The organism is Psychrobacter sp. AOP30-A2-5, assembly GCF_052378115.1.
Classification (GTDB): Bacteria; Pseudomonadota; Gammaproteobacteria; order Pseudomonadales; family Moraxellaceae; genus Psychrobacter.
Window position 1 is genome coordinate 119734 of record NZ_JBQSXK010000002.1, and the last position, 20388, is coordinate 140121.

At 43.5% G+C, this 20388-nt stretch carries 15 protein-coding genes; 10 read left to right on the forward strand and 5 right to left on the reverse strand.

The window, feature by feature from the left end; translation table 11 throughout:
- Window positions 1-41: 41 nt before the first annotated feature.
- From ACT3S4_RS02865 to ispH, 4 genes are all read right to left on the reverse strand, one after another.
- Window positions 42-1574: a catalase gene (locus ACT3S4_RS02865; protein ID WP_280513819.1), complete on the reverse strand. Its 1533-nt coding sequence runs from the start codon at window positions 1572-1574 to the stop codon at window positions 42-44.
- A gap of 399 nt (window positions 1575-1973) precedes the next feature.
- Window positions 1974-2792, reverse strand: coding sequence for a thioesterase family protein (locus ACT3S4_RS02870; RefSeq protein ID WP_444760408.1), 819 nt, complete (start codon window positions 2790-2792; stop codon window positions 1974-1976).
- Window positions 2793-2806: 14 nt separating this feature from the next.
- Window positions 2807-3052 carry a hypothetical protein gene (locus ACT3S4_RS02875; protein ID WP_045454149.1) on the reverse strand — a complete coding sequence of 82 codons (246 nt, stop codon included), beginning with the start codon at window positions 3050-3052 and terminating at the stop codon, window positions 2807-2809.
- A 52-nt stretch (window positions 3053-3104) separates the two neighbouring features.
- Window positions 3105-4061, reverse strand: a complete 957-nt coding sequence (gene ispH, locus ACT3S4_RS02880) for a 4-hydroxy-3-methylbut-2-enyl diphosphate reductase (RefSeq protein ID WP_045444223.1) — start codon at window positions 4059-4061, stop codon at window positions 3105-3107.
- A 482-nt stretch (window positions 4062-4543) separates the two neighbouring features.
- On the opposite strand from ispH, the gene gmk reads away from it, so the two are divergent.
- From gmk to ACT3S4_RS02920, 8 genes are all read left to right on the forward strand, one after another.
- A complete protein-coding gene (gmk, locus tag ACT3S4_RS02885) occupies window positions 4544-5170 on the forward strand; it encodes a guanylate kinase (RefSeq protein WP_055124697.1) in 627 nt (208 codons plus the stop codon).
- A gap of 197 nt (window positions 5171-5367) precedes the next feature.
- Complete coding sequence (gene rpoZ / locus ACT3S4_RS02890; RefSeq protein WP_045444217.1) at window positions 5368-5628, forward strand: DNA-directed RNA polymerase subunit omega; 261 nt, start codon at window positions 5368-5370, stop codon at window positions 5626-5628.
- Window positions 5629-6040: 412 nt separating this feature from the next.
- Complete coding sequence (locus tag ACT3S4_RS02895; RefSeq protein ID WP_045444214.1) at window positions 6041-8239, forward strand: RelA/SpoT family protein; 2199 nt, start codon at window positions 6041-6043, stop codon at window positions 8237-8239.
- Between the two features lie 250 nt (window positions 8240-8489).
- Window positions 8490-8870, forward strand: a complete 381-nt coding sequence (locus tag ACT3S4_RS02900; RefSeq protein ID WP_087815098.1) for a RidA family protein — start codon at window positions 8490-8492, stop codon at window positions 8868-8870.
- 248 nt (window positions 8871-9118) lie between these two features.
- Complete coding sequence (locus ACT3S4_RS02905) at window positions 9119-11404, forward strand: primosomal protein N' (RefSeq protein ID WP_201560663.1); 2286 nt, start codon at window positions 9119-9121, stop codon at window positions 11402-11404.
- Between the two features lie 218 nt (window positions 11405-11622).
- A complete protein-coding gene (locus ACT3S4_RS02910; RefSeq protein WP_201560662.1) occupies window positions 11623-12813 on the forward strand; it encodes a cation diffusion facilitator family transporter in 1191 nt (396 codons plus the stop codon).
- A 662-nt stretch (window positions 12814-13475) separates the two neighbouring features.
- Complete coding sequence (locus ACT3S4_RS02915) at window positions 13476-14180, forward strand: hypothetical protein (protein WP_201560661.1); 705 nt, start codon at window positions 13476-13478, stop codon at window positions 14178-14180.
- Between the two features lie 75 nt (window positions 14181-14255).
- Window positions 14256-16142, forward strand: coding sequence for a monovalent cation:proton antiporter-2 (CPA2) family protein (locus ACT3S4_RS02920; protein ID WP_055124702.1), 1887 nt, complete (start codon window positions 14256-14258; stop codon window positions 16140-16142).
- A 79-nt stretch (window positions 16143-16221) separates the two neighbouring features.
- Here ACT3S4_RS02920 and ACT3S4_RS02925 read toward each other — a convergent pair whose 3' ends face one another.
- Window positions 16222-17151 (reverse strand): pilin, encoded by a 930-nt coding sequence (locus ACT3S4_RS02925; RefSeq protein WP_444760409.1) that lies wholly within the window; start codon window positions 17149-17151, stop codon window positions 16222-16224.
- A gap of 298 nt (window positions 17152-17449) precedes the next feature.
- Between ACT3S4_RS02925 and trmB the strand changes: the two genes are divergently transcribed.
- Both trmB and recA read left to right on the forward strand, forming a co-directional pair.
- Window positions 17450-18301: a tRNA (guanosine(46)-N7)-methyltransferase TrmB gene (trmB, locus tag ACT3S4_RS02930; protein ID WP_201560658.1), complete on the forward strand. Its 852-nt coding sequence runs from the start codon at window positions 17450-17452 to the stop codon at window positions 18299-18301.
- 1030 nt (window positions 18302-19331) lie between these two features.
- Window positions 19332-20384: a recombinase RecA gene (gene recA / locus ACT3S4_RS02935; protein WP_201560657.1), complete on the forward strand. Its 1053-nt coding sequence runs from the start codon at window positions 19332-19334 to the stop codon at window positions 20382-20384.
- Window positions 20385-20388 lie beyond the last annotated feature (4 nt).

A 20388-nucleotide genomic window follows, 5' to 3' on the forward strand; every position in this document is an offset into this window, starting at 1 on the left:
GATAATAGATTTAGTAATACGTTTTTAGATAGACCTATCAACTATAAGCAGCTAGGCAAATGCAGCGCTGGATCTGACTCACGAGCATTCATCGCATCTTCAACCGTTAAGCCTAGTGCTTTGGCAACGCCTGCGCCATAAGCAGCATCACACCAGTTACAGTTGCGAATGTGGCGATATTGAATAAAGTCCGGCACACCAGCCATATTATTCGCTGTGTTTTCAAATAGCACTTGTTGTTGCTCAGCACTCATCAAATTAAACAATGCGCGAGGTTGACTAAAATAATCGCTATCGTCTTCACGGAAGTCATAATGCGCCGCATAGCCGTCAATTTTTAATGGTGGCTCAGCATAATCAGGCTGCTCTTGCCACTGGCTAAAGCTGTTTGGCTCATAATGCGGGCGACTGCCATAGTTATCATCGACACGGCCTTGGCCATCACGATGATTGCTCATCACAGGGCAACGCGGCTTATTTACCGGAATCTGTTGATGATTGACACCGACACGATAACGCTGAGCATCGGCATAGTTAACCAAGCGGTTTTGTAGCATTTTATCCGGTGAAACGCTGATACCCGGTACTAAATTACTTGGGGCAAATGCGGCTTGTTCCACATCGACAAAGTAATTGTCAGAGTTTTTGTTTAATTCAAACTCACCCACTTCAATCAGCGGATAATCCCCTTTTGGCCATACTTTGGTCAAGTCAAACGGATGATAAGGAACGGTATCCGCCTCAGCTTCTGGCATGATTTGCACATACATTTTCCATTTAGGAAAATCACCATTTTCGATGGCATCGTACAAATCTTTTTGATGACTCTCACGATCAGAACCAACCACCTCTGCTGCTTCGGCATCGGTTAAGTTCTTGATGCCTTGTTGCGTGCGGAAATGGAATTTGACCCAAAAACGTTCTTTGGCTTCGTTCCAAAAACTATAGGTGTGCGAGCCAAAACCATGCATATTTCTATACGATGCTGGTAGACCGCGATCACTCATAACAATAGTAACTTGATGTAAGGCTTCAGGTAATAAAGTCCAAAAGTCCCAGTTGTTGGTCGCCGAACGCATATTGGTACGTGGATCACGTTTGACGGCTTTGTTTAGGTCTGGGAATTTGCGCGGATCACGTAAAAAGAACACAGGTGTATTATTTCCCACCATATCCCAGTTACCTTCTTCGGTGTAGAATTTCAAAGCAAAGCCGCGAATGTCACGCTCGGCATCAGCTGCGCCGCGCTCACCTGCGACGGTACTAAAGCGCGCGAACATCTCCGTCTGTTTACCCACTTCGCTAAAAATATCCGCACGGGTATATTTAGTGATGTCATTGGTCACGGTAAAAGTACCAAATGCGCCAGAACCTTTGGCGTGCATACGGCGCTCTGGAATCACTTCACGGACGAAATTTCCTAACTTTTCATTGAGCCAAACATCTTGCGCCAATAATGGACCGCGTTTGCCGGCGGTCATGCTGTTTTGATTGTCTGCCACTGGTGCACCATTGCCCATGGTCAATTGGGTCGGTGCATAAGGACATTTTTTATCGCTCATATCATTGTTCATATCGTTGCTCATAGTCATACTCCTGTGAATAGCAAATGGATTAAAGTACAAAACCTATTCTGAATACGCTTCTATTAATAGTTCCAGAATAGTTGTCAGCTTGTTCGAAAAACGGTTTGTTTTTTTCATAGTAATGTCTAATGACAGTCATGTTCTGTGGTTAGATACTATTACAACCCATTACCATTGATTTGTATAATTAATTAATTACATGCTTTCGTTTTGTTTTTCAGAACCACTTAACTTGTTTTTACTCATCCAAATACTTTACTCCTTAGGATGGTTGTTATTAACAATGATAAATATTAACAGTGCAAGCACTCTCTATCAGCCTTGCTATTACTTTTTTAAAGCGAATCGACCATATTAAATAGAGCTTAATTAAATACCACCGAGCAATTAACGCGGCATCGGACGAATGGTCAAAATTTGCTCACTACGACCAAAAGGGCCATGAACGTCATGCAACACGGCGCTCGTTAAGCCAATGCCATCATTGCCATACTGCTGCACCGCTTCGATGCCAAGCCAGCGACCTTGCGGCGCGCGGTGCATATGAATTTGCAAATCCGTATTGGGAAACATCCATTCTAATTCTGACAAGCCAAGCCCAAGGCGCGGCACAACGCCATTGGCCGTGTCGACCATGCCCAATAGATGCACCAAGTCATCAGTTGGCTTGCCCTCGATCATATCCAAATCATTAGTAATCCAGACCATACCGCGTCCTGGGCGACGCTGCGTATCATCAGCGACCAAGCGCACACTCTCAATAAACCCGCCCGGCCAGCCTTTCATGTCTTCCCAGATGGGCAATTCTTCGGGCTTATGTACCGCTTTTTGGTCTTCAATGCCTGCAATCTCGCTGGTATCTTGGGTCATTAGACGCCATGCCCGCGCAATAATCGCATCACGACCGCGACTGCTCATCACTGCTTCAATAAGCTCAATGGTCTTGCCCGGACGAATACAACACGTAGTAATGGTAAAGTCATCCAGTGGAATCAATCCTAAGATATCTAGGCTGATACGAGCGATACGCATGTTTTCTTGCGGCGCATAACCGTTGAGCTCAGCCGTGAGCAATCCTGTCGCTGGTGCCATATGCTGTTCATGCTCATTCCAAGCGCCTTGGGCATGTTTGGTTGGCTGATAATGTGCGACGTTGACGCCGTCTTCTCGCTGTTCTCGTTTGATAAAGTTATAATAAGCTGACATGACTGTCCTATGATTTATTTGATAAGCTCTTGTTGTTTTAATTTAAGAACCTGTCGACTCTTAATGACAAAAAATAATGCAACGACCATCGCGGCAATTAATACGCCATAAAAAACACTCTTTTCTCGCATAAAATGCAGAATATTACTACCTAACACGAATCCCACCACCACGATGACAAACAAATTCACTTTCAATTGCTTGTTAACCTCACCGAGAGTGGCTTCTGCCAATACAAATCCTTTTTTTTGCTTTTTCATTTTGTGTTACCTACTATACGTTACCTATTAGATGTCTTGTACAAAGCCTTATCTATTTACCCACTTGGGTGACTGGGATACGCAAGGCTTTAGGCAGACTGAAAGTGACATTTTCTTCGATGCCTGATAGCTCACTCGGTAAATCACCACCCCAATCTTGCAGCTGCTGTAGCACTTCTTGAATCAGTACTTCAGGTGCTGATGCGCCAGCGGTGACGCCGATACTCTGCACACCATCCAACCAGCTTTTATCCATCTCACTGGCATTGTCGATTAAATACGCACGGCAATTCATCCGCTCAGCCAGCTCACGCAGACGATTAGAATTGGAAGAATTGGGCGAGCCAACCACCAAGACCACCTCACAGCGACTGGCTAAGTCTTTTACCGCATCTTGGCGGTTTTGCGTGGCATAACAGATATCGTCTTTGCGCGGACCTTGGATACTAGGGAATTTTTCACGCAGTGCATCGATAACGCGTGCGGTGTCATCCATCGACAAGGTTGTTTGAGTGACAAACGCCAAACGCTCGGCATTCTGTACGCTCAATGCTGCCACATCAGCTTCGTTTTCAACCAAATGAATGTGACCGCCGTGGCGACGGTTAAAGCGCCCCATCGTGCCTTCCACTTCGGGATGTCCAGCATGCCCAATCAATACCGCATCCATACCCTCTTGCGCAAATTTAGCAACTTCGATATGTACCTTAGTGACCAGCGGACAAGTGGCATCAAATACGGTCAAATCGCGGCGTTCAGCCTCATCTTCGACAGCTTTTGATACACCATGAGCAGAAAAAATAACGATAGAGCCATCTGGCACTTCATGAAGTTCTTCCACAAAGACCGCACCGCGATTGGCCAAATCAGAGACGACAAATTTATTATGTACCACCTCGTGACGAACATAAATGGGCGGTTCAAAACGTGTCAATGCTTCGTTCACAATCGCAATCGCGCGATCCACACCAGCACAAAATCCACGTGGATTGGCAAGATAAATTTGCATAAGAGGGCCTATCATTAGATAATTTATTATTAAAGCTTAAATACACAACATTACTGTCAAAAGCTTTAATTCAAAAATTGGGATGAATTCATTACGCTACTTTAGCATAATTTACTTTTATTGCCTTTGAAAATAGCACGGTACTAGAGGCTGTTTTAACTAGAAGCACACACATATTCATACGTTCAAAGTATTTATCCATAGTGGCAGCGTTAACTGCACTCAATGCACCAAAAACGTGATTTATACTGTGTCATCCTATGCCATCTTTACATCGCTTCGATGATAACGACTGGTCAAAGGCGGCTTTAATTAAAATAAAAGCCACAAAAGCAGTTTATAATAGTGCATCGATGACAATGTCTATCGCCATACATGATGGCGATTTTTCTTTTTACCAGTTTTGAATTGTTTACTAAAACAGCTTTGGCTCTTTTACTCGCACAGATTTGACTAGCACACACTCCATTAGGACACATTGTATGACAGGTTCATTATTTATTATTACTGCCGCCTCAGGTACGGGCAAAACCTCACTGGTAAAGCAGCTACTTGCCACGACTAACGACTTAACCGTCAGCGTATCACACACCACGCGCACGCCGCGTCCCGGCGAGATTGATGGTCATCATTATCATTTTACCGATGTCGAAAAATTTGTGACTGCCATCGGTGAAAACAAGTTTTTAGAACATGCTGAGGTCTTTGGTAATTACTATGGCACCTCGGAGCAAAGCGTGCGAACGCAATTAGAAGCAGGCGTCGATGTTATCTTAGAGATTGATTGGCAGGGCGCATTACAAGTCAAAAAAATCTTTACTGACGCCATTATGATTTTTATTTTACCGCCAAGTATTGCCACTTTACGTCAGCGTCTATCGACGCGTGGGCAAGATACTATGGAGGTAATAGAGCAACGTCTGGCTGGCGCAGTGACTGAGATGGCGCAATATGTCCATTTTGATTTCGTGATTATTAATGACAATTTTGAGGTCGCTTTGACTGAGCTAAAAGCCATTATCGTGGCGGACAGGCAGACGCTTAAGCGTCAACAGCAGCGGTATCATCGCACCATCAGCAATCTACTTAGTAATAAAGTAGAAGAGTAAAGCAAGAACGAAATACTACTGTCAACACAGTCGATGAGCGCTTATTAATAGATACGTTAATAGACACGCAAAAAGCAACTACGCGGCTGGGCAAAAAATGCTATAATGTCTCGCTATCCCCCTTTATATTTTGATATTATTTTTATTGAGTGGCGGGCAAGCTCCGTGACTAATAAAAACAACCGAGGTAGCTACATATGGCACGAGTGACGATTGAAGATTGTTTGGATAATGTTGATAATCGCTTTGAACTGATTTTAGTGGCAAGCAAACGCGCACGTCAATTGGCTAAAGGTATCGCTGAACCATTGGTTGATGTGGATAATGACAAGCCTACGGTATTGGCATTGCGTGAAATCGCTGCTGGTAAAATCACTCGCGATATCCTAAATCAGCCAGAGCACAACTTTGCCACCAGTTCATTAGATTTGGCACTGTCAGGCGATCATGGTTTTTAAGACACTGTATTATTAAGATACAGCATTGAAGATTTGTCTTATAAAAACTATAAAGCTAACCACTACCTTATAAGACAAATACACACAGTGATGACATATTGACGAGAGACCACAGCATAGGCTGTGGTTTTTTGGTTGTAATAGCTGGTTGCTGTGATATTGCTTTGACTGTTTTAGTCACCATTTATACCTGAAAAACTACCATTGAGTTAGAATTTCTAAATTTTTATAGCACCTGTTCGCTTAGCAGTTGACATTGAATGCGATTTACGATTAATTAGAGGATGGTCTACCTATTTTTGTCTTTTTTCTCGAAATTTTTTATATTGATAGTATTCCAGCATTCATTCAGTCACCATTTACCCGATAGACAGTCAGGCAAACAGGTAATGGAAAATAGGATCGTTACTTTATGAGTCAAACCTTACCCAAACTCAGCCATCATTTAGTCGATGAGGCTCAATACAATTTACTGCGCTCAGTAGGTTACCTCACTGCTGCTGAACGCCGTGATATTATTGATGCCTGTGAGTTCGGTGATATTGCGCACATCAAAGATAAGCGTAAATCAGGAGAGCCTTATATCACCCACCCGATTGCGGTGGCCGAGATACTGGCAGGTTTTCGTTTGGATCGAGATACGATTATTGCAGCGATTTTGCATGATACGGTCGAAGACACCGAGGTGAGCGATGAGCAGATTGAGCAGCGCTATGGCAAAATAGTGGCGAGACTGGTCGACGGTGTGACTAAGCTAAAGTCGTCCTCCCACAATAAACAGCAAAACAAAGCAGCCACCTTCCATAAAATTTTGACAGCCACCCTTGCCGACCCACGTGTATTGATTATTAAGCTTGCAGACCGCTTACATAATATGTCGACACTAGATGCAGTACGCCCAGAAAAACAACGCACTACAGCACAAGAAACATTGGACTTTTATGTGCCGTTTGCGCGGCTGATGGGTCTTAATGATATTGCCGATTATATCGAAGTGCTCTGTTATCGTAATCTTGATTCTGACATGTACAACAAACTGTCTGACAAGCTACTACAGCACGGGCTTGGGCGTAACTTTCAAAGAGAGGCCATCCATCGCTATCTGAGCATTGTCCTCAATAATTTGGGGTTGAATGGTCTGGTCAAAGTTTTAGACAATCGCGTGGTCATCTACCGTCAGTTTTTCCGTAATCGCGGTGAAATCAACGCTCTACTCCGTCATTATGCCTTTGAGATTGTCCTCGATAATGTCGAAGCCTGTGACAAGCTGGCCTATTACTTAATTAAAAAATACCAGATTGATGACTCTCATATCGCTGATAATATTCGTCGTCCGCTACCGGGTGGCAATCAGTCGCTCACGCTTATCTATGAGCGCGATAACGATGTCGTCAAAGTGACGATTTTGACCAAGCAAATGCAAAGCGCAGCGCGGCTTGGTGTCATCGGTGCAGAGCATGCCTCAGACGTTAGCCAATCGGTTATCCAAGCCTCATTACGCAATATGAAAGACTTGGTCGATGAAGACAGCTTAGATGAAAATAGCCCAGACTTTTCAGCGGCAGTCTCTACCATTAATGAGCTGATGGATTACCTACACTCCAGTAAAATCATCTGTTATAGTCCAAAGGGTCGCGCTTATGAGCTACCACAAGGCGCAACCGCACTAGACTTTGCTTACGCTGTCGGACCGATGGTCGGCAATGTAGCCGTTGGCGCCAATATCGATGGCAAAAAAGCCAAACTTGGCACAGTCGTTAAGAATGGGCAGCTGGTTGAAATAGAAGTCAATAGCCACTCAGAACCAAAAGCAGAATGGCTAGGATTTGTCGTGACCAATAAAGCGCGTGAAGAGATTTTGCGTTGGTTTAAAGACTTGTCTCCTGCTGATAAGCAACACCATGGTCAACAAGCCTTAGATCGGGCGCTAAAAACCTATCAAAAAAGTCTCGATGACTTAACCGATAGTGACTGGAAAAACCTCACTGAATGGCGTGGCTTGACCGAAAAATCCGAACTGTTTGAGCAAATAAGCTCTGGTACGTTATTACCACAGCTGGTAGTAACTCGCTTGTTTAGCGATGAAGTCAATGATTTACAAGCACAAGAACACAGCGATGATATGACCCAACCACAGCAGCTGATCGTCAATGCGTCTGGGGTTGAGCTTGATTTTGCCAATTGTTGTCACCCTATTTATGGTGATCCTATCGTCGGTCACTTGTCCCGTCACGGTCTGGTTGTTCATCGACACAAGTGCTTTTCACTTGACGATATTCGTAAAGACAATCCTTATCAGGTTATACAGTTGCGCTGGCGTAATGACAAGGCAGTAAAACAAGGTGACGCTGGCGAACATGACATAAAAAATACCGGAAAGATTCGCTTTCCAGCCTATTTAAAACTATCTATTGCCCTCAGCGACGAACAAATTACTGAAGTAATCTATCATTTGCGCCAATTAAATATAGGGGTAGAAAAAGTAGATGTGCGTAGCAGTGATACCATTATTCATATCATCGTTCGTAGCCGCAATCATCTAGCACAAGGCATTCGCGAACTACGCTCCTTGCTAGGTTTCCCAAACATCATCAGGCTGTATCAGCTGTAGTGCTGGTAACAAGGTATAGTGCGCGTGGTGTAGTGCGCGTGATAAATTGCCACCAACACTCACTCAATAGAACATTGAATAATGGATTTAGAAAATTTTAGAAAGACCTGAAATAATGATAAACTGTGTTTTTTGATTTTTAGCAAATAAACGTAGAGCGTGTCATCATTTGTATGGTGAAAAACGAGATGTAAATGATGAATAATGCGCCCTTACCTACCAAACCAGAAAAAGATAAAAAGGATATAATATGACTCGTCAAACCATTCAAACTGATAAAGCACCTGCTGCCGTTGGTACTTATTCACAAGCCGTCAAAGTCGGTAACACCGTCTATATTTCAGGACAATTGGGTTTTGACCCTGATACCATGGAATTAAAAGAAGGTTTTAAAGCACAGGCTGAGCAAGTGTTCGAAAACATCAAAGCCATCTGTGAAGCGGCTGGTGGCAGCTTAAATGACGTGGTTAAATTTAACGTATCATTAACAGACTTGAATGATTTTGCTGTTTTAAACGAAGTATTCGTTGCCAATTTGAGCGAGCCATATCCTGCCCGTGCAGCCGTCCAAGTAGCGGCGTTACCTAAAGGCGGTGTGGTCGAGATTGAGTCAATTTTATATATTGAGTAACTTAAGCCATATCATCATGTAAATAGTAAGGCTTAATACATAGACGCACTTAATTCTCAAGTCATTACGCCAAAAAAGCCACTGCTAAAAAGTAAGGCCAAAGTAAGCCCAAATATCAATATTTGGGCTTATTGCTATTATTCTTATCAATATTACAATCTAGATATCTAAAAGCTGGTTATCTAAAGTCCATTTACCTAAAAACTGTTTATCCAAAAACCATTTACCTGAAACTGGGAACGCATTCTATGTTGGTACAAGTTGCTCTACCCGTGCCCCTTTATCGGGTATTTGACTATAGCGTACCAGCAGATATAAACACCTTATCAAGCCCTTCTTTACCCCCTATTGGCTGCCGTGTCGAAGTATCCTTTGGTCGTCAAACTTTAATCGGTATCGTCGTCGCTCATATTCCAGAAGCAAATAGCAGCGTGCCACTTAATAAGCTAAAACCTATCAATAAATGCTTGGATGCTGAGCCTATTTTAGAGACCAGTATGCTAAAGCTGGCACATTGGCTAGCGCGTTATTACCACTACCCGCTTGGTGACGTTTTAGCAGTCATGCTGCCAACTCTCGTTCGTCAAGGTAAGCCGCTGGATTTACTGATTACCCATTGGCGAATTTTGCCACAGGTAAGCGACGCTGACTTTCGTGCCAACGCCAAAAAACAAAAACAACAATTTGATATGCTTAAGCTGCATGGCGAGCGCGGCGCGAGTGAAGATGTTTTATTACTAGAGGGCATGGAAAGGAGTTTTTTAAAGGCGCTCGAAGACAAAGGGTTAATCGAGCGCTATATTCAGCCCAAACAATCACCTGCGCCTGTTAAATTAGCAAAAATGCCCCTTGATCTCAATGACGAGCAACAACTCGCCGTTACCGCCATTATTGCGGCTCATGAAGCCAATCGCTACACGGGATTTTTATTAAATGGCATCACTGGTAGTGGCAAGACAGAAGTCTATCTGCAAGCGATGCAAGCCGTATTGGAAGCTGGCAAGCAGGTATTGATTTTGGTACCAGAGATTGGATTGACACCGCAAACACGCGCGCGTTTCGCCAGTCGCTTTGCCGCTCACATTGTCTTATTGCATTCTGGCATGAATAATACTCATCGCTTACAAGGCTGGCAAGACTGCCGTACGGGTCATGCTCAAATCATTATTGGCACGCGCTCAGCGGTGCTATATCCTTTTGCAGATCTGGGCTTAATTGTCGTGGATGAAGCGCATGATGGTTCTTATAAGCAGCAAGATACCTTGCGCTATCATGCCGCTGACGTCGCGCTGTATCGTGGACTACAAGCCAATATCCCTGTCGTATTGGGTACGGCCACGCCATCTCTTGAGCATCTAAAACTGGTCGATGACGGTAAGCTGGTGGAGCGCCAACTGCAAACTCGTCCCGGTAATGCGAAGCTTGCGACCATGCAGCTGATTGATGCGCGCCTGCAAAGTACTCATCAACAAACAACGGACGACGGCGCGCGCTATGATACTGGGCTGACCGATGCGCTTATTGGGGCAATACGGCAAACGCTAGAAGCGGGTGATCAAGTATTGATATTTTTAAACCGCCGCGGCTATGCGCAAGTTTTGCTCTGCGAAGCTTGCGGCTGGCAGGCTGATTGCCCGCGCTGCGACGCCCATTTAACCGTTCATTACAATAGCCAGTCCCAACACAACGCTTATAGTAGCTCCTATTTAAAATGCCATCACTGTGATTGGCAAGCCTATATTCCAACAGTTTGCCCTGATTGTGGCAGTCAAAATTTGGATGCCAAAGGGATGGGCACGACGAGGCTTAGCGAAAACCTGCATGCGATTTTTGCCAATCCGCAAACCAGTAAAGAGCTTTACCCCATTATCCAAATCGATCGCGATACCACCAGACGTAAAGACAGCTGGGAGAATATCTATCAGCGTATCAATCAAGGCAATCCTGCCATCTTGGTTGGCACGCAGATGGTCGCCAAAGGTCATCATTTCCCCAATGTTACGCTTGTCTGCTTACCCAATGCTGATCGTGGCTTTTTATCAGCCGACTTTCGCTCGCCGGAACATACCGCGCAGCTCATGATTCAAGTCGCAGGGCGTGCCGGTCGTGGTGATAAGTCGGGGCGCGTACTCATTCAAACATTGCAACCTGACAATGAGCTGCTATTAAAACTGGTCAAAGATGGTTATTTGTCTTTTGCTCGCGAGCTATTGCAAGAGCGTAAAATGATGGGTTTACCGCCGCATAGTCATGCTGCCCTGATACGCTGTGAAGGCAAAACCCTTGCCGCCACGACGCAAGCCCTTAAAGATGCGATTGCCATTTTGCCAAATGGCCATAATCTCGCCGTACTAGGACCTATCGATGCACCAATGAGCAAAAAGAACAGTCGCTACCATGTGCAATTGCTGCTGTTAGGCAAAGACAGACAGCAATTACACCATGTATTAAACCAATGGTGGCAGCCCGTATTGACCTTGCCAAGTGCCAAGTACCTTAAACTCACTTTAGATATCGACCCTGTTGGTTGGTAGCCGCCAACGCCTAACCATCACTCTTTAAGCCCAATTACTCTTCTATAGCTCGCCGTTAATAAAGAACGTTATTCAAAATAGGAAATTCATCGTTTACTGCCTAGATACAGCAAGCGTTTATTAAATATGCTAAATTCTTTATATCTGGCTAGTTTGCGAATAGCAAGCCCAGCCTTATAAGCAATCAAATTTCCTCTTCTGTCATTCTGAGTGTTGTTATGAGTCAAAATAAATCAAACGCTGAGCAAGGCAACCATTCTCTTCAGAATGATACTGTTAATGTGGCTAACCATCTGCATAAAGAGGATGAGAGCAACTACACTCATGACAATCAAGCCACTCACGATCACGATGAACACTTAGAGCAAACAACAGCCCCGCGAGATACCAAGGGCTATCAGCGCACCTTGCTGTTTAGCTTTATCATTATCACAGGCTATATGTTTATTGAAGCCATCGGTGGCTGGCTGACTGGCAGTTTGGCGCTATTATCTGATGCAGGTCACATGCTCAGTGATGCAATCGCACTTGGCGCAACGTTAATGGCATTTAAAATTGGAGAAAAAGCAGCCACTCATCAAAAGACGTTTGGTTATAAACGCTTTGAGATTTTAGTCGCAACAGTCAATGGTGCGACGCTGGTCATTATTGCGCTAATGATTTTTTATGAGGCGATTAAGCGCTTTAATTCACCGCCTGAAATTGCTACCCAAGGGATGCTTATCGTTGCTACTATCGGTATGTTGGTCAATATTTTGGTTGCGTGGCTGATGCATCGAGGCAGTCGCGGCGAAGATGCACATGGTCACAGTCATGCTGGTAGTCACAAAGACAGCCACGAGGACAGTCAAGGAAAAAATGAGAGTAAAGCACCGGTCAATCTTAATATGCAAAGTGCTTACCTGCATGTATTGAGTGACTTAATGGGTTCGGTTGCCGCTATTGTTGCCGCGCTTTTGATGATGAGCTTCGGCTGGGTTTGGGCAGATGCAGCGGCCTCGGTGATTGTCGCAATACTGATATTATTTAGTGGTTATCGCGTCGTGCGTGATTCCGTACATATTTTGATGGAAGGCACGCCAGAAGGCATATCCTTAGTGGATGTAGAAAAAAAACTGCTTACCCATCCGCAAGTACAAGAAGTCCATGATTTGCATGTTTGGAGTATTACCAGTGGTTTAAATGCCTTGTCTTGTCACGTCGTTGTCGATGGTGAGATGAGTATTCATGAATCCAGCATATTGATTGCCAATTTAGAACAAAGCTTGCTTGAGCTCGGCATCCATCATGCGACCATTCAGGTAGAAAGCGCATCACGTCAGCAGACTGAGGCACATAGCGATGCGCTGGTCTGCGACATCTCAGAACAACAAACAGAGGGTAATAATCATATTGGTCACAATCATTAAGCATGAAACATTGAAAATCAGACTTTGAAAGTCAGACATTAAACATTGAAAAGACCATTCTTCATTCAAATATCAATTTAAACGTTGCCTATGATTGGCGACGTTTTATCAAATGGTGGCAATAATAACGCCGAATGCACCACATTAGCCAAAGCGCTGTGATTAACCAGATACCTAACCCCAACGATAAGAATATGATTCGAATCCAAAAATCTCATGCGTCAGTCCTGATGTGCATTAAATAATCAGATGCCAAATAATCAGATGCCATATATGACGCAACTAGCAACTAAAACTAAAACTAAAACTAAAACTAAAACTAAAACTAAAACTAAAACTAAAACTAAAACTAAAACTAAAACTAAAACTAAAATAATAGCGCCAGTCCTGCCCCGAAAACCCTTAAAATTATTTTGCTAAAAATCTTCAATAATCCGCGCAATTTACTATCAGTTGGCTAATCATCGTGCATGAATTTAACTTCTTATGCGCCGACATAAACAGGCTTTATTTTAAATAAGCTTATATCACGCCGATTTTTAGCATTGTAATGGCATGTTAAAAATGATGGGAAATTTAGCCTCGCCGCCATATTTTTCATATAAATTCTGTATACTTAAAGCTGAAACACCCAATTTACCACTAATGGATTATTTTCTGCCATGTCGAGACGCTCAGCTCCTTTTGTTGCTCCAAGCTACATTGATGACCCTATCTCAGCAGAGGGTAAAAAGCATGCCAAAGCATTGTTATCAACATTGCAAGAGGACATTGCTAGCTTTCGAGATGAGCAGTTTCCACCTGATATTTTGCGTCAAATTCGTGATATGCCAATTTATGAAGGCAATATCGCCGAAGTCCACGCCTATCAGCAGCGTTGGCATAATCTGCTTGAGCGCGCCATGGCGTTTTATCCTGCGGCCACCCTACCGCCCGATCACCTGCCGCTACCAGCCAGCCTTGAGATACCGCAATTTATCTATCATGTTCAAAGGCTACATTTGACCAAGACCCGTGCAAAAGAATCCAAAAGCTTCGGTTCGGTCGGTGCGCTTACTGATAAGTGTGGTGATTATAGTGCTGATGAAATTGCGCGTATGAGTGCAGTATTTGATAATGATGATGAGGCGCGTTTGGTGGCGCATCGTGAATTTATTGATTTGCGCGCCTATGTATTTTGCCGTGATAGCAAGGGCGAGATGCTGGAGCCTGAACGCGTACGTTTTTATCGAACGGGTCTTATCGTCCATGCTCTGCCCGATTTCAAAATCGTAGACAGTCGCCAGACCCCGCGTAAACGCCGTAACGATGCTTATAACAATCCACTTGCCGATAATGGTGTGTGGAAGATTTATCGTAAAAAATAACGTATGCTAAGATTTTTTATTTTTGCCATGCCCATATTGTGTTGCTTATTTTATCATGACTGCTAAGGATTCCAGATGTTCGCTGCCGCCACCGGCTCACCAAATTTAATGTTACAAGCTACAATCTTCTTAGGAGCAGCCCTGCTCTTTGTACCCCTTGGTAAACGTTTTGGCATTGCGACGGTCTTAGGTTATCTCATTACAGGATTGATATTGGGGCCCAGTGGTCTAGACGTCGCAGGCGATGCTGAGAGCTTATTACACTTCTCTGAGTTTGGCGTGGTCATGCTGCTATTCATTATCGGACTTGAGCTGCAACCCTCACGATTATGGGCACTGCGGCGTTCGATATTTGTCCTCGGTGGTTTGCAAGTTGGTCTGACTGGCACATTATTAATGGGGCTGTTACATCAAATTTTTGGCTTACAGCTCGATACTGCTTTTATCGTCGGTTTTGGCCTTGCCTTGTCATCCACAGCTTTTGTATTACAAATATTGACGGAAAAACAGCAGCTTTCTAGCACCCACGGTCGTGAAGCGTTCACGATTTTATTATTCCAAGATATTGCAGTTATCCCTTTGTTAGCCGTCATTCCTTTCCTATCAGGGGTGCGCGAACAAAGTTATGATTTGATTTATTTTGGCAAAGTTTTTGCGGTTTTTGCTGGACTGATTTTTGCTAGTCGTTATGTCGTTCGTCCCTTTTTTAAGTTTGTAGCCTCTAGTGGCGCATCAGAACTGCTGACCGCCGTTGCGCTATTTATCGTGATGGGTGTGTCTATTTTGATGGGTCAAATTGGTTTATCGATGGCATTAGGTGCTTTTTTGACAGGGGTGTTGCTCGCAGATTCTGAGTATCGCCATGAGCTAGAAGCCAGTATTGAGCCGTTTAAAGGATTGCTACTTGGCTTGTTTTTTATGTCGGTCGGTATGTTGACTGATGTCAAACTCATTTTGGCAAAACCTATCTTTATCATCGGCTGTGCAATGGCATTGATGGCTATCAAATTTGGTGTCATTACCGCCATTGCAAAGATATCAGGCAATCGCTGGCCAACCAGCATCAGACTGGGTGTGACGCTCGCTCAAGGTGGTGAATTTGCTTTCGTGTTATTCAGTGTCGCTACCGCTCAAAATGTGTTGCGACCTGAGCTTGCCAACACCCTGAACCTTATCGTCACTATCTCCATGGCGCTCACACCGCTGGCATTTTTGTTACTTGAAAAAATCGGTGAGCCGTTATTTGCCAAAAGCAAACCCAGCCGCGAATACGATGCCATTCCCGATCATGAACATCAGGTCATTATTGCTGGCTTTGGGCGCGTCGGTCAGATTATCGGTCGTGTACTACGCATGCACAACATCGAATTTACCGCCATTGAACGCTCAGCGAATCGTGTCGATTTCGTTCGTAAATTTGGTAACCAAGTCTATTACGGCGACCCAAAAAACCCTGAGATATTGCGCGCGGCTGGTATCAAAAAAGCCCGTGTGTTTATTTTGGCCATCGATGATTTAGAGCGCTCTATCACCACGGCTCAATACTTGCGTAAAAACTATCCAGACTTGATTGTCTTGGCACGGGCACGTGACCGCCAGCATTATTATCGGTTGCGTGAGGTCGGTGTGCGTCATATTTGGCGTGAGACTTACCTATCATCCTTGGATATGTCGCGTGAGTCGCTACAACTGCTTGGCATCTCACCAGAAAAAGCGCGCGAGACGGTGCAAACTTTCCGCGATTACGACGATGACTTGATTGAACGTCAGCAAGCGATCTATGATGATGAAGCCAGCATGATTGAATCCGCACAATCAGCGATGGCAGAGCTAGAAAGCTTGTTTGATGAAGACATTGATAAGGCACGAAAAATGGACTTAACGGATTTTTATGACGCGCTAAAAAGTAAAGCAACACCCGTTGATAAAAAGGACGACGTTGCAACTGACTCTAACACCTAAGTATTTATATATTTTAAAGCGTGTTTGATGACTCACAAATAGGCACTGTCAGTGTCATGGTTAGATCATCAAAAATGCCCTAATCGGGCATACAGCTTGCTGGTGCCAGTTTCTTATTTAGCGAACTTGTACAGCTCCAACTATCGCTGTCTGGCACATGGTAAAAAACCAGTGTCTGCTGATTTAGATAGCGGATAGGGAACTGAACATTTTGTATGGTCGCAATGACTGCACAATCCGTTTCTACTACGCCAGCGGCCTCTTTATCGATATCAATTCGTATCTGCTGAGTGCCTGTATCAATAGGTAAATTCATTGGACATTGCCCTGTCTGTTGATAAATCAGTGCCACACGATTTTGTACCGTTTTGGCTGTATCATACGCATCGAACAGCACTTCATTGGCTTTTGGCTTGGCAATAATTGGCAGAAACTGTATCTTAATGACCATTAAAGCAAAAGCAAAAATACCAAACCCCAATCCTAACCCAAATAAACTGACCCCACCTTCTCGGCGCAGATGCACCTTTTGCGCTGCTTCATCACGCGGATAATCATCGATAGCATCTGCAATCTCACGTCGCGCCATGCGGTAATAATACGCATCCGTCCAACGCGCCACCATGAACGACCAAAATAACCAAATGATCGCGGCAATACCTATGCGTGTCGCCATCTGGTAAGCATCAGGGATGAAGGACATTGCCAAAAATTCAAACGCAACCAATACCAGTGCCACATTGAGCTGAATAAACGACCAGCCAGCCACGCTATAGACAATCGCATCCATATAGCGTTTGCGATAGAGGAGCCAAGGAAACGTCACAAAAAATGCTGCCCAATGCCATTTTGGCGAAAGATAACCTTGTGCATCGAACTGCTCAAAGCGTTTTAGATAATAATGCTGGCTACGGTGACCGATGAACCATTTATCAAGTTGTGTACGCTTAGCAGGAGTCAGCTGTTCTTGGTAAAAAGGGGGCGGCGAATCCGTCTCGATAAATAGCATAGATGACCCCTATTAACGATGAAGAAAAATTTAAATCCATTACTCACTTTATATGATAACGCCAAAACCGATGTGCAGAACAGTAAAACGACAGATAAATACCGCTAATTCAATGTAAAAGAGCGTCAAGGCAGCCGAATGGCAATCTATATGTGATACGTCAAACAAGGTCAACGCTTTCACTCTTTTATGCTGGATCAGCGATAACAATATTAAAAAAGGATTGTGCGTTCACAGCTGTATAGATTTAACTTATAATAAGCATACATCACCCATTTTATTAAGCCTTGTCAATCCTATGAGTCAACATTCTGATCTTAATGATAACATCGATAGTACGAATACTACTGATGAGCAAAAAGTCCTCAGCACTAACACCGAAAGCAATACTGATATTGACATTGAAGCCAGTATTAGTAATGAGAGTAAGCCTGAAGAAAGCAAACATCTACGTATCGTCAATACTTTTATGAAACGACGTACGCACATGAATAAAAATGCCGAACTGGCACTAACCGCGCCAGAATTTTCTGAGTACCTGGTCAATAACAGTTTCGGTGATGGCAATCTTGATGGTATTGACAATCTACGAACGCTATTCGCTGATAGCCCTAACGGTAGTGAAGCACCGCTTACTTTAGAGATCGGTTTTGGACTGGGTGATTCGTTCATTGAGATGGCGGCAGCAGAACCTAGCCGCAATTTCGTTGGTGTCGAAGTGCACGAGCCAGGCATCGGTAAATGCGCCTATATGGCAGGTACGCAAGCGCTAACCAATGTCAAAATCATCAACGGTGACGCCATCCAATTGCTCAAGCAACTACCAGAAAACCATATTGATCGCATCCAGCTTTACTTCCCTGACCCATGGCAAAAAAAGCGCCATCACAAGCGCCGCTTCGTCAGCCCTGAACGTATGGCGATTGTGACTCGTAGTCTAAAGCAAGGCGGCTGGTTTCATACCGCAACCGACTGGGAGCATTATGCCTTTTGGATGGTTGAAGTATTAGACGGTTTTACTGGTTTAACCAATCAAGCAGGCGCAGGTAACTTCACCGACCGCCCTGACTTTCGTCCAATGACCAAATTTGAGCGCCGCGGTATAAATAGTGGACATGGCGTTTGGGATTTAATCTATATCAAAGACTAGATTTGGCTCACTTATCTTCGGTGACTTCTGCATAGCGGCTAAATTATTTAGCCGCTTTTTTGTGCTTGCAAATTATCTAATGACAATATTATTTGATTTTTTTCAGCTACAACCCTTAATAGACAAGCTATAAGTATTTTTATTAAAAATAATAAAAATTTTTTAATACGTGAAACATCGTCTATTTTCATAGAGTTTTTAAATTAATAATGCTATATATAGGGGTAAAAAATATATTGCAGCGCCACACTCACAGGTTACCTACCTACTCAAACATTGATAGTATAAGGGATTCATGAGTTCTCCCCATAAGCTGTGGATAACCCTGTGCATAAGTACGCACTTGACAACAATTTTCCTAGATAGCTCAAAGGATGAGGTAAAATCGTTCATTTTTTATACAATTTAAAAAACCTTTTAAATCAGTAAGTTACACGGTATTTCATAATACTGTAATTTATTTTTAATATATTTTTAAATTAAATTAATCCTCACTGATGTTTCACAAAAGCTAAATTCAGACGCTTTATTTCTTGTGGACAACTTTTAATGCTATTGACAAACGGCAGTATTATCCTATCCAAAATTAGGATATATTCATCAACTAGATTACACAAGTTATCACTTATATACAATGCGACAGTTAGTGTCGTTTAGCATCATTGTATCCTCTATATGCTCCTTGGTTTTTGTTATAATCACCTTATCTAATCAACCGCACTTTAGAAAACAGTTAAGGCTCAACGAGCATAATGTTACCTACAAATTACACCTGTTGGCGCTGATTATGAACTTAATTTTACTTTTATCGTTATTTGATTTTACTGTATAGTAGAGTGATATATCCTATATTACTGTCTACACCACCGATACCCTAACCCATTCATCCTAGATAGACATTGAACGAACGCTGCCTATTATTTAGATAGCCATCAGCACTATTGAGCCGTTAACCTTCGTAGCTACAAACATTTTATTTATCATACCAAATTTATAGTTTTAACCAATGATTGAAGACAAGGAATCCAGTATGGACGACAATAAAGCCAAAGCCCTTAAAGCAGCACTCGGTCAAATCGAAAAGCAGTTTGGTAAGAATACCATCATGCATTTAGGTGACGACTCAGCTATTATGGATGTCGATGTAGTATCAACAGGTTCGTTGGGTCTGGACATTGCACTTGGCATTGGTGGTCTACCAAAAGGCCGTATCGTAGAGATTTATGGTCCAGAAAGCTCAGGTAAAACGACCATGACGCTACAAGCTATTGCAGAGTGTCAGAAACAGGGCGGTACCTGCGCCTTTATCGATGCTGAGCATGCCCTTGACCCTGTTTATGCGCGTAAGCTTGGCGTGAATACTGACGAGCTATTGCTGTCTCAGCCTGATAATGGTGAGCAAGCACTTGAAATCACCGACATGTTGGTGCGCTCTGGTGCTATCGATATGATTGTCATTGACTCAGTCGCTGCCTTGACGCCGCGCGCAGAGATTGAAGGCGAGATGGGCGACTCACATATGGGTTTGCAAGCACGGCTCATGAGCCAAGCACTACGTAAAATCACTGGTAACGCCAAACGCTCTAACTGTATGGTGGTATTTATCAATCAAATTCGTATGAAAATTGGTGTGATGTTTGGTAGCCCTGAGACCACGACTGGTGGTAACGCGCTCAAATTCTACGCCTCAGTGCGTATGGACATTCGCCGTATCGGTGCGGTCAAAAATGGTGATGAAATCATCGGTAACCAAACCCGTGTCAAAGTCATCAAAAACAAAATGGCACCGCCTTTCCGCCAAGCAGAGTTTGAAATAACTTATGGTGAAGGTACCAACCACTTAGCCGAAGTGATTGACTTGGGTGTTGAAATTGGTGCAGTTGGCAAAGCAGGCTCTTGGTATAGCTATGGCGACGAAAAAATCGGTCAAGGTAAAGCCAATTCTGTGCTGTTCTTAAAAGAAAACCCTGCGATTGCGCAAGAAATCGAAGCTAAAATCCGTGAAGAAAAGCTTGGATCAAAGAAAGAGATTAAAGCCGAAGATAAAGCCAATGAAGCGTTGGTTTCTGATCCTGTACAATAACGGC

Bases quoted from the DNA above. Each gene is read 5' to 3' on its own strand.
- ACT3S4_RS02920 (WP_055124702.1), top strand. From the start codon at position 14,256: ATGTTCGCTGCCGCCACCGGCTCACCAAATTTAATGTTACAAGCTACA.
- recA (WP_201560657.1), top strand. From the start codon at position 19,332: ATGGACGACAATAAAGCCAAAGCCCTTAAAGCAGCACTCGGTCAAATC.
- rpoZ (WP_045444217.1), top strand. From the start codon at position 5,368: ATGGCACGAGTGACGATTGAAGATTGTTTGGATAATGTTGATAATCGC.
- ACT3S4_RS02875 (WP_045454149.1), bottom strand. From the start codon at position 3,052: ATGAAAAAGCAAAAAAAAGGATTTGTATTGGCAGAAGCCACTCTCGGT.
- ACT3S4_RS02925 (WP_444760409.1), bottom strand. From the start codon at position 17,151: ATGCTATTTATCGAGACGGATTCGCCGCCCCCTTTTTACCAAGAACAG.
- gmk (WP_055124697.1), top strand. From the start codon at position 4,544: ATGACAGGTTCATTATTTATTATTACTGCCGCCTCAGGTACGGGCAAA.
- ACT3S4_RS02900 (WP_087815098.1), top strand. From the start codon at position 8,490: ATGACTCGTCAAACCATTCAAACTGATAAAGCACCTGCTGCCGTTGGT.
- ACT3S4_RS02915 (WP_201560661.1), top strand. From the start codon at position 13,476: ATGTCGAGACGCTCAGCTCCTTTTGTTGCTCCAAGCTACATTGATGAC.
- ACT3S4_RS02870 (WP_444760408.1), bottom strand. From the start codon at position 2,792: ATGTCAGCTTATTATAACTTTATCAAACGAGAACAGCGAGAAGACGGC.
- ACT3S4_RS02905 (WP_201560663.1), top strand. From the start codon at position 9,119: ATGTTGGTACAAGTTGCTCTACCCGTGCCCCTTTATCGGGTATTTGAC.
- ispH (WP_045444223.1), bottom strand. From the start codon at position 4,061: ATGCAAATTTATCTTGCCAATCCACGTGGATTTTGTGCTGGTGTGGAT.
- trmB (WP_201560658.1), top strand. From the start codon at position 17,450: ATGAGTCAACATTCTGATCTTAATGATAACATCGATAGTACGAATACT.
- ACT3S4_RS02895 (WP_045444214.1), top strand. From the start codon at position 6,041: ATGAGTCAAACCTTACCCAAACTCAGCCATCATTTAGTCGATGAGGCT.
- ACT3S4_RS02865 (WP_280513819.1), bottom strand. From the start codon at position 1,574: ATGAACAATGATATGAGCGATAAAAAATGTCCTTATGCACCGACCCAA.
- ACT3S4_RS02910 (WP_201560662.1), top strand. From the start codon at position 11,623: ATGAGTCAAAATAAATCAAACGCTGAGCAAGGCAACCATTCTCTTCAG.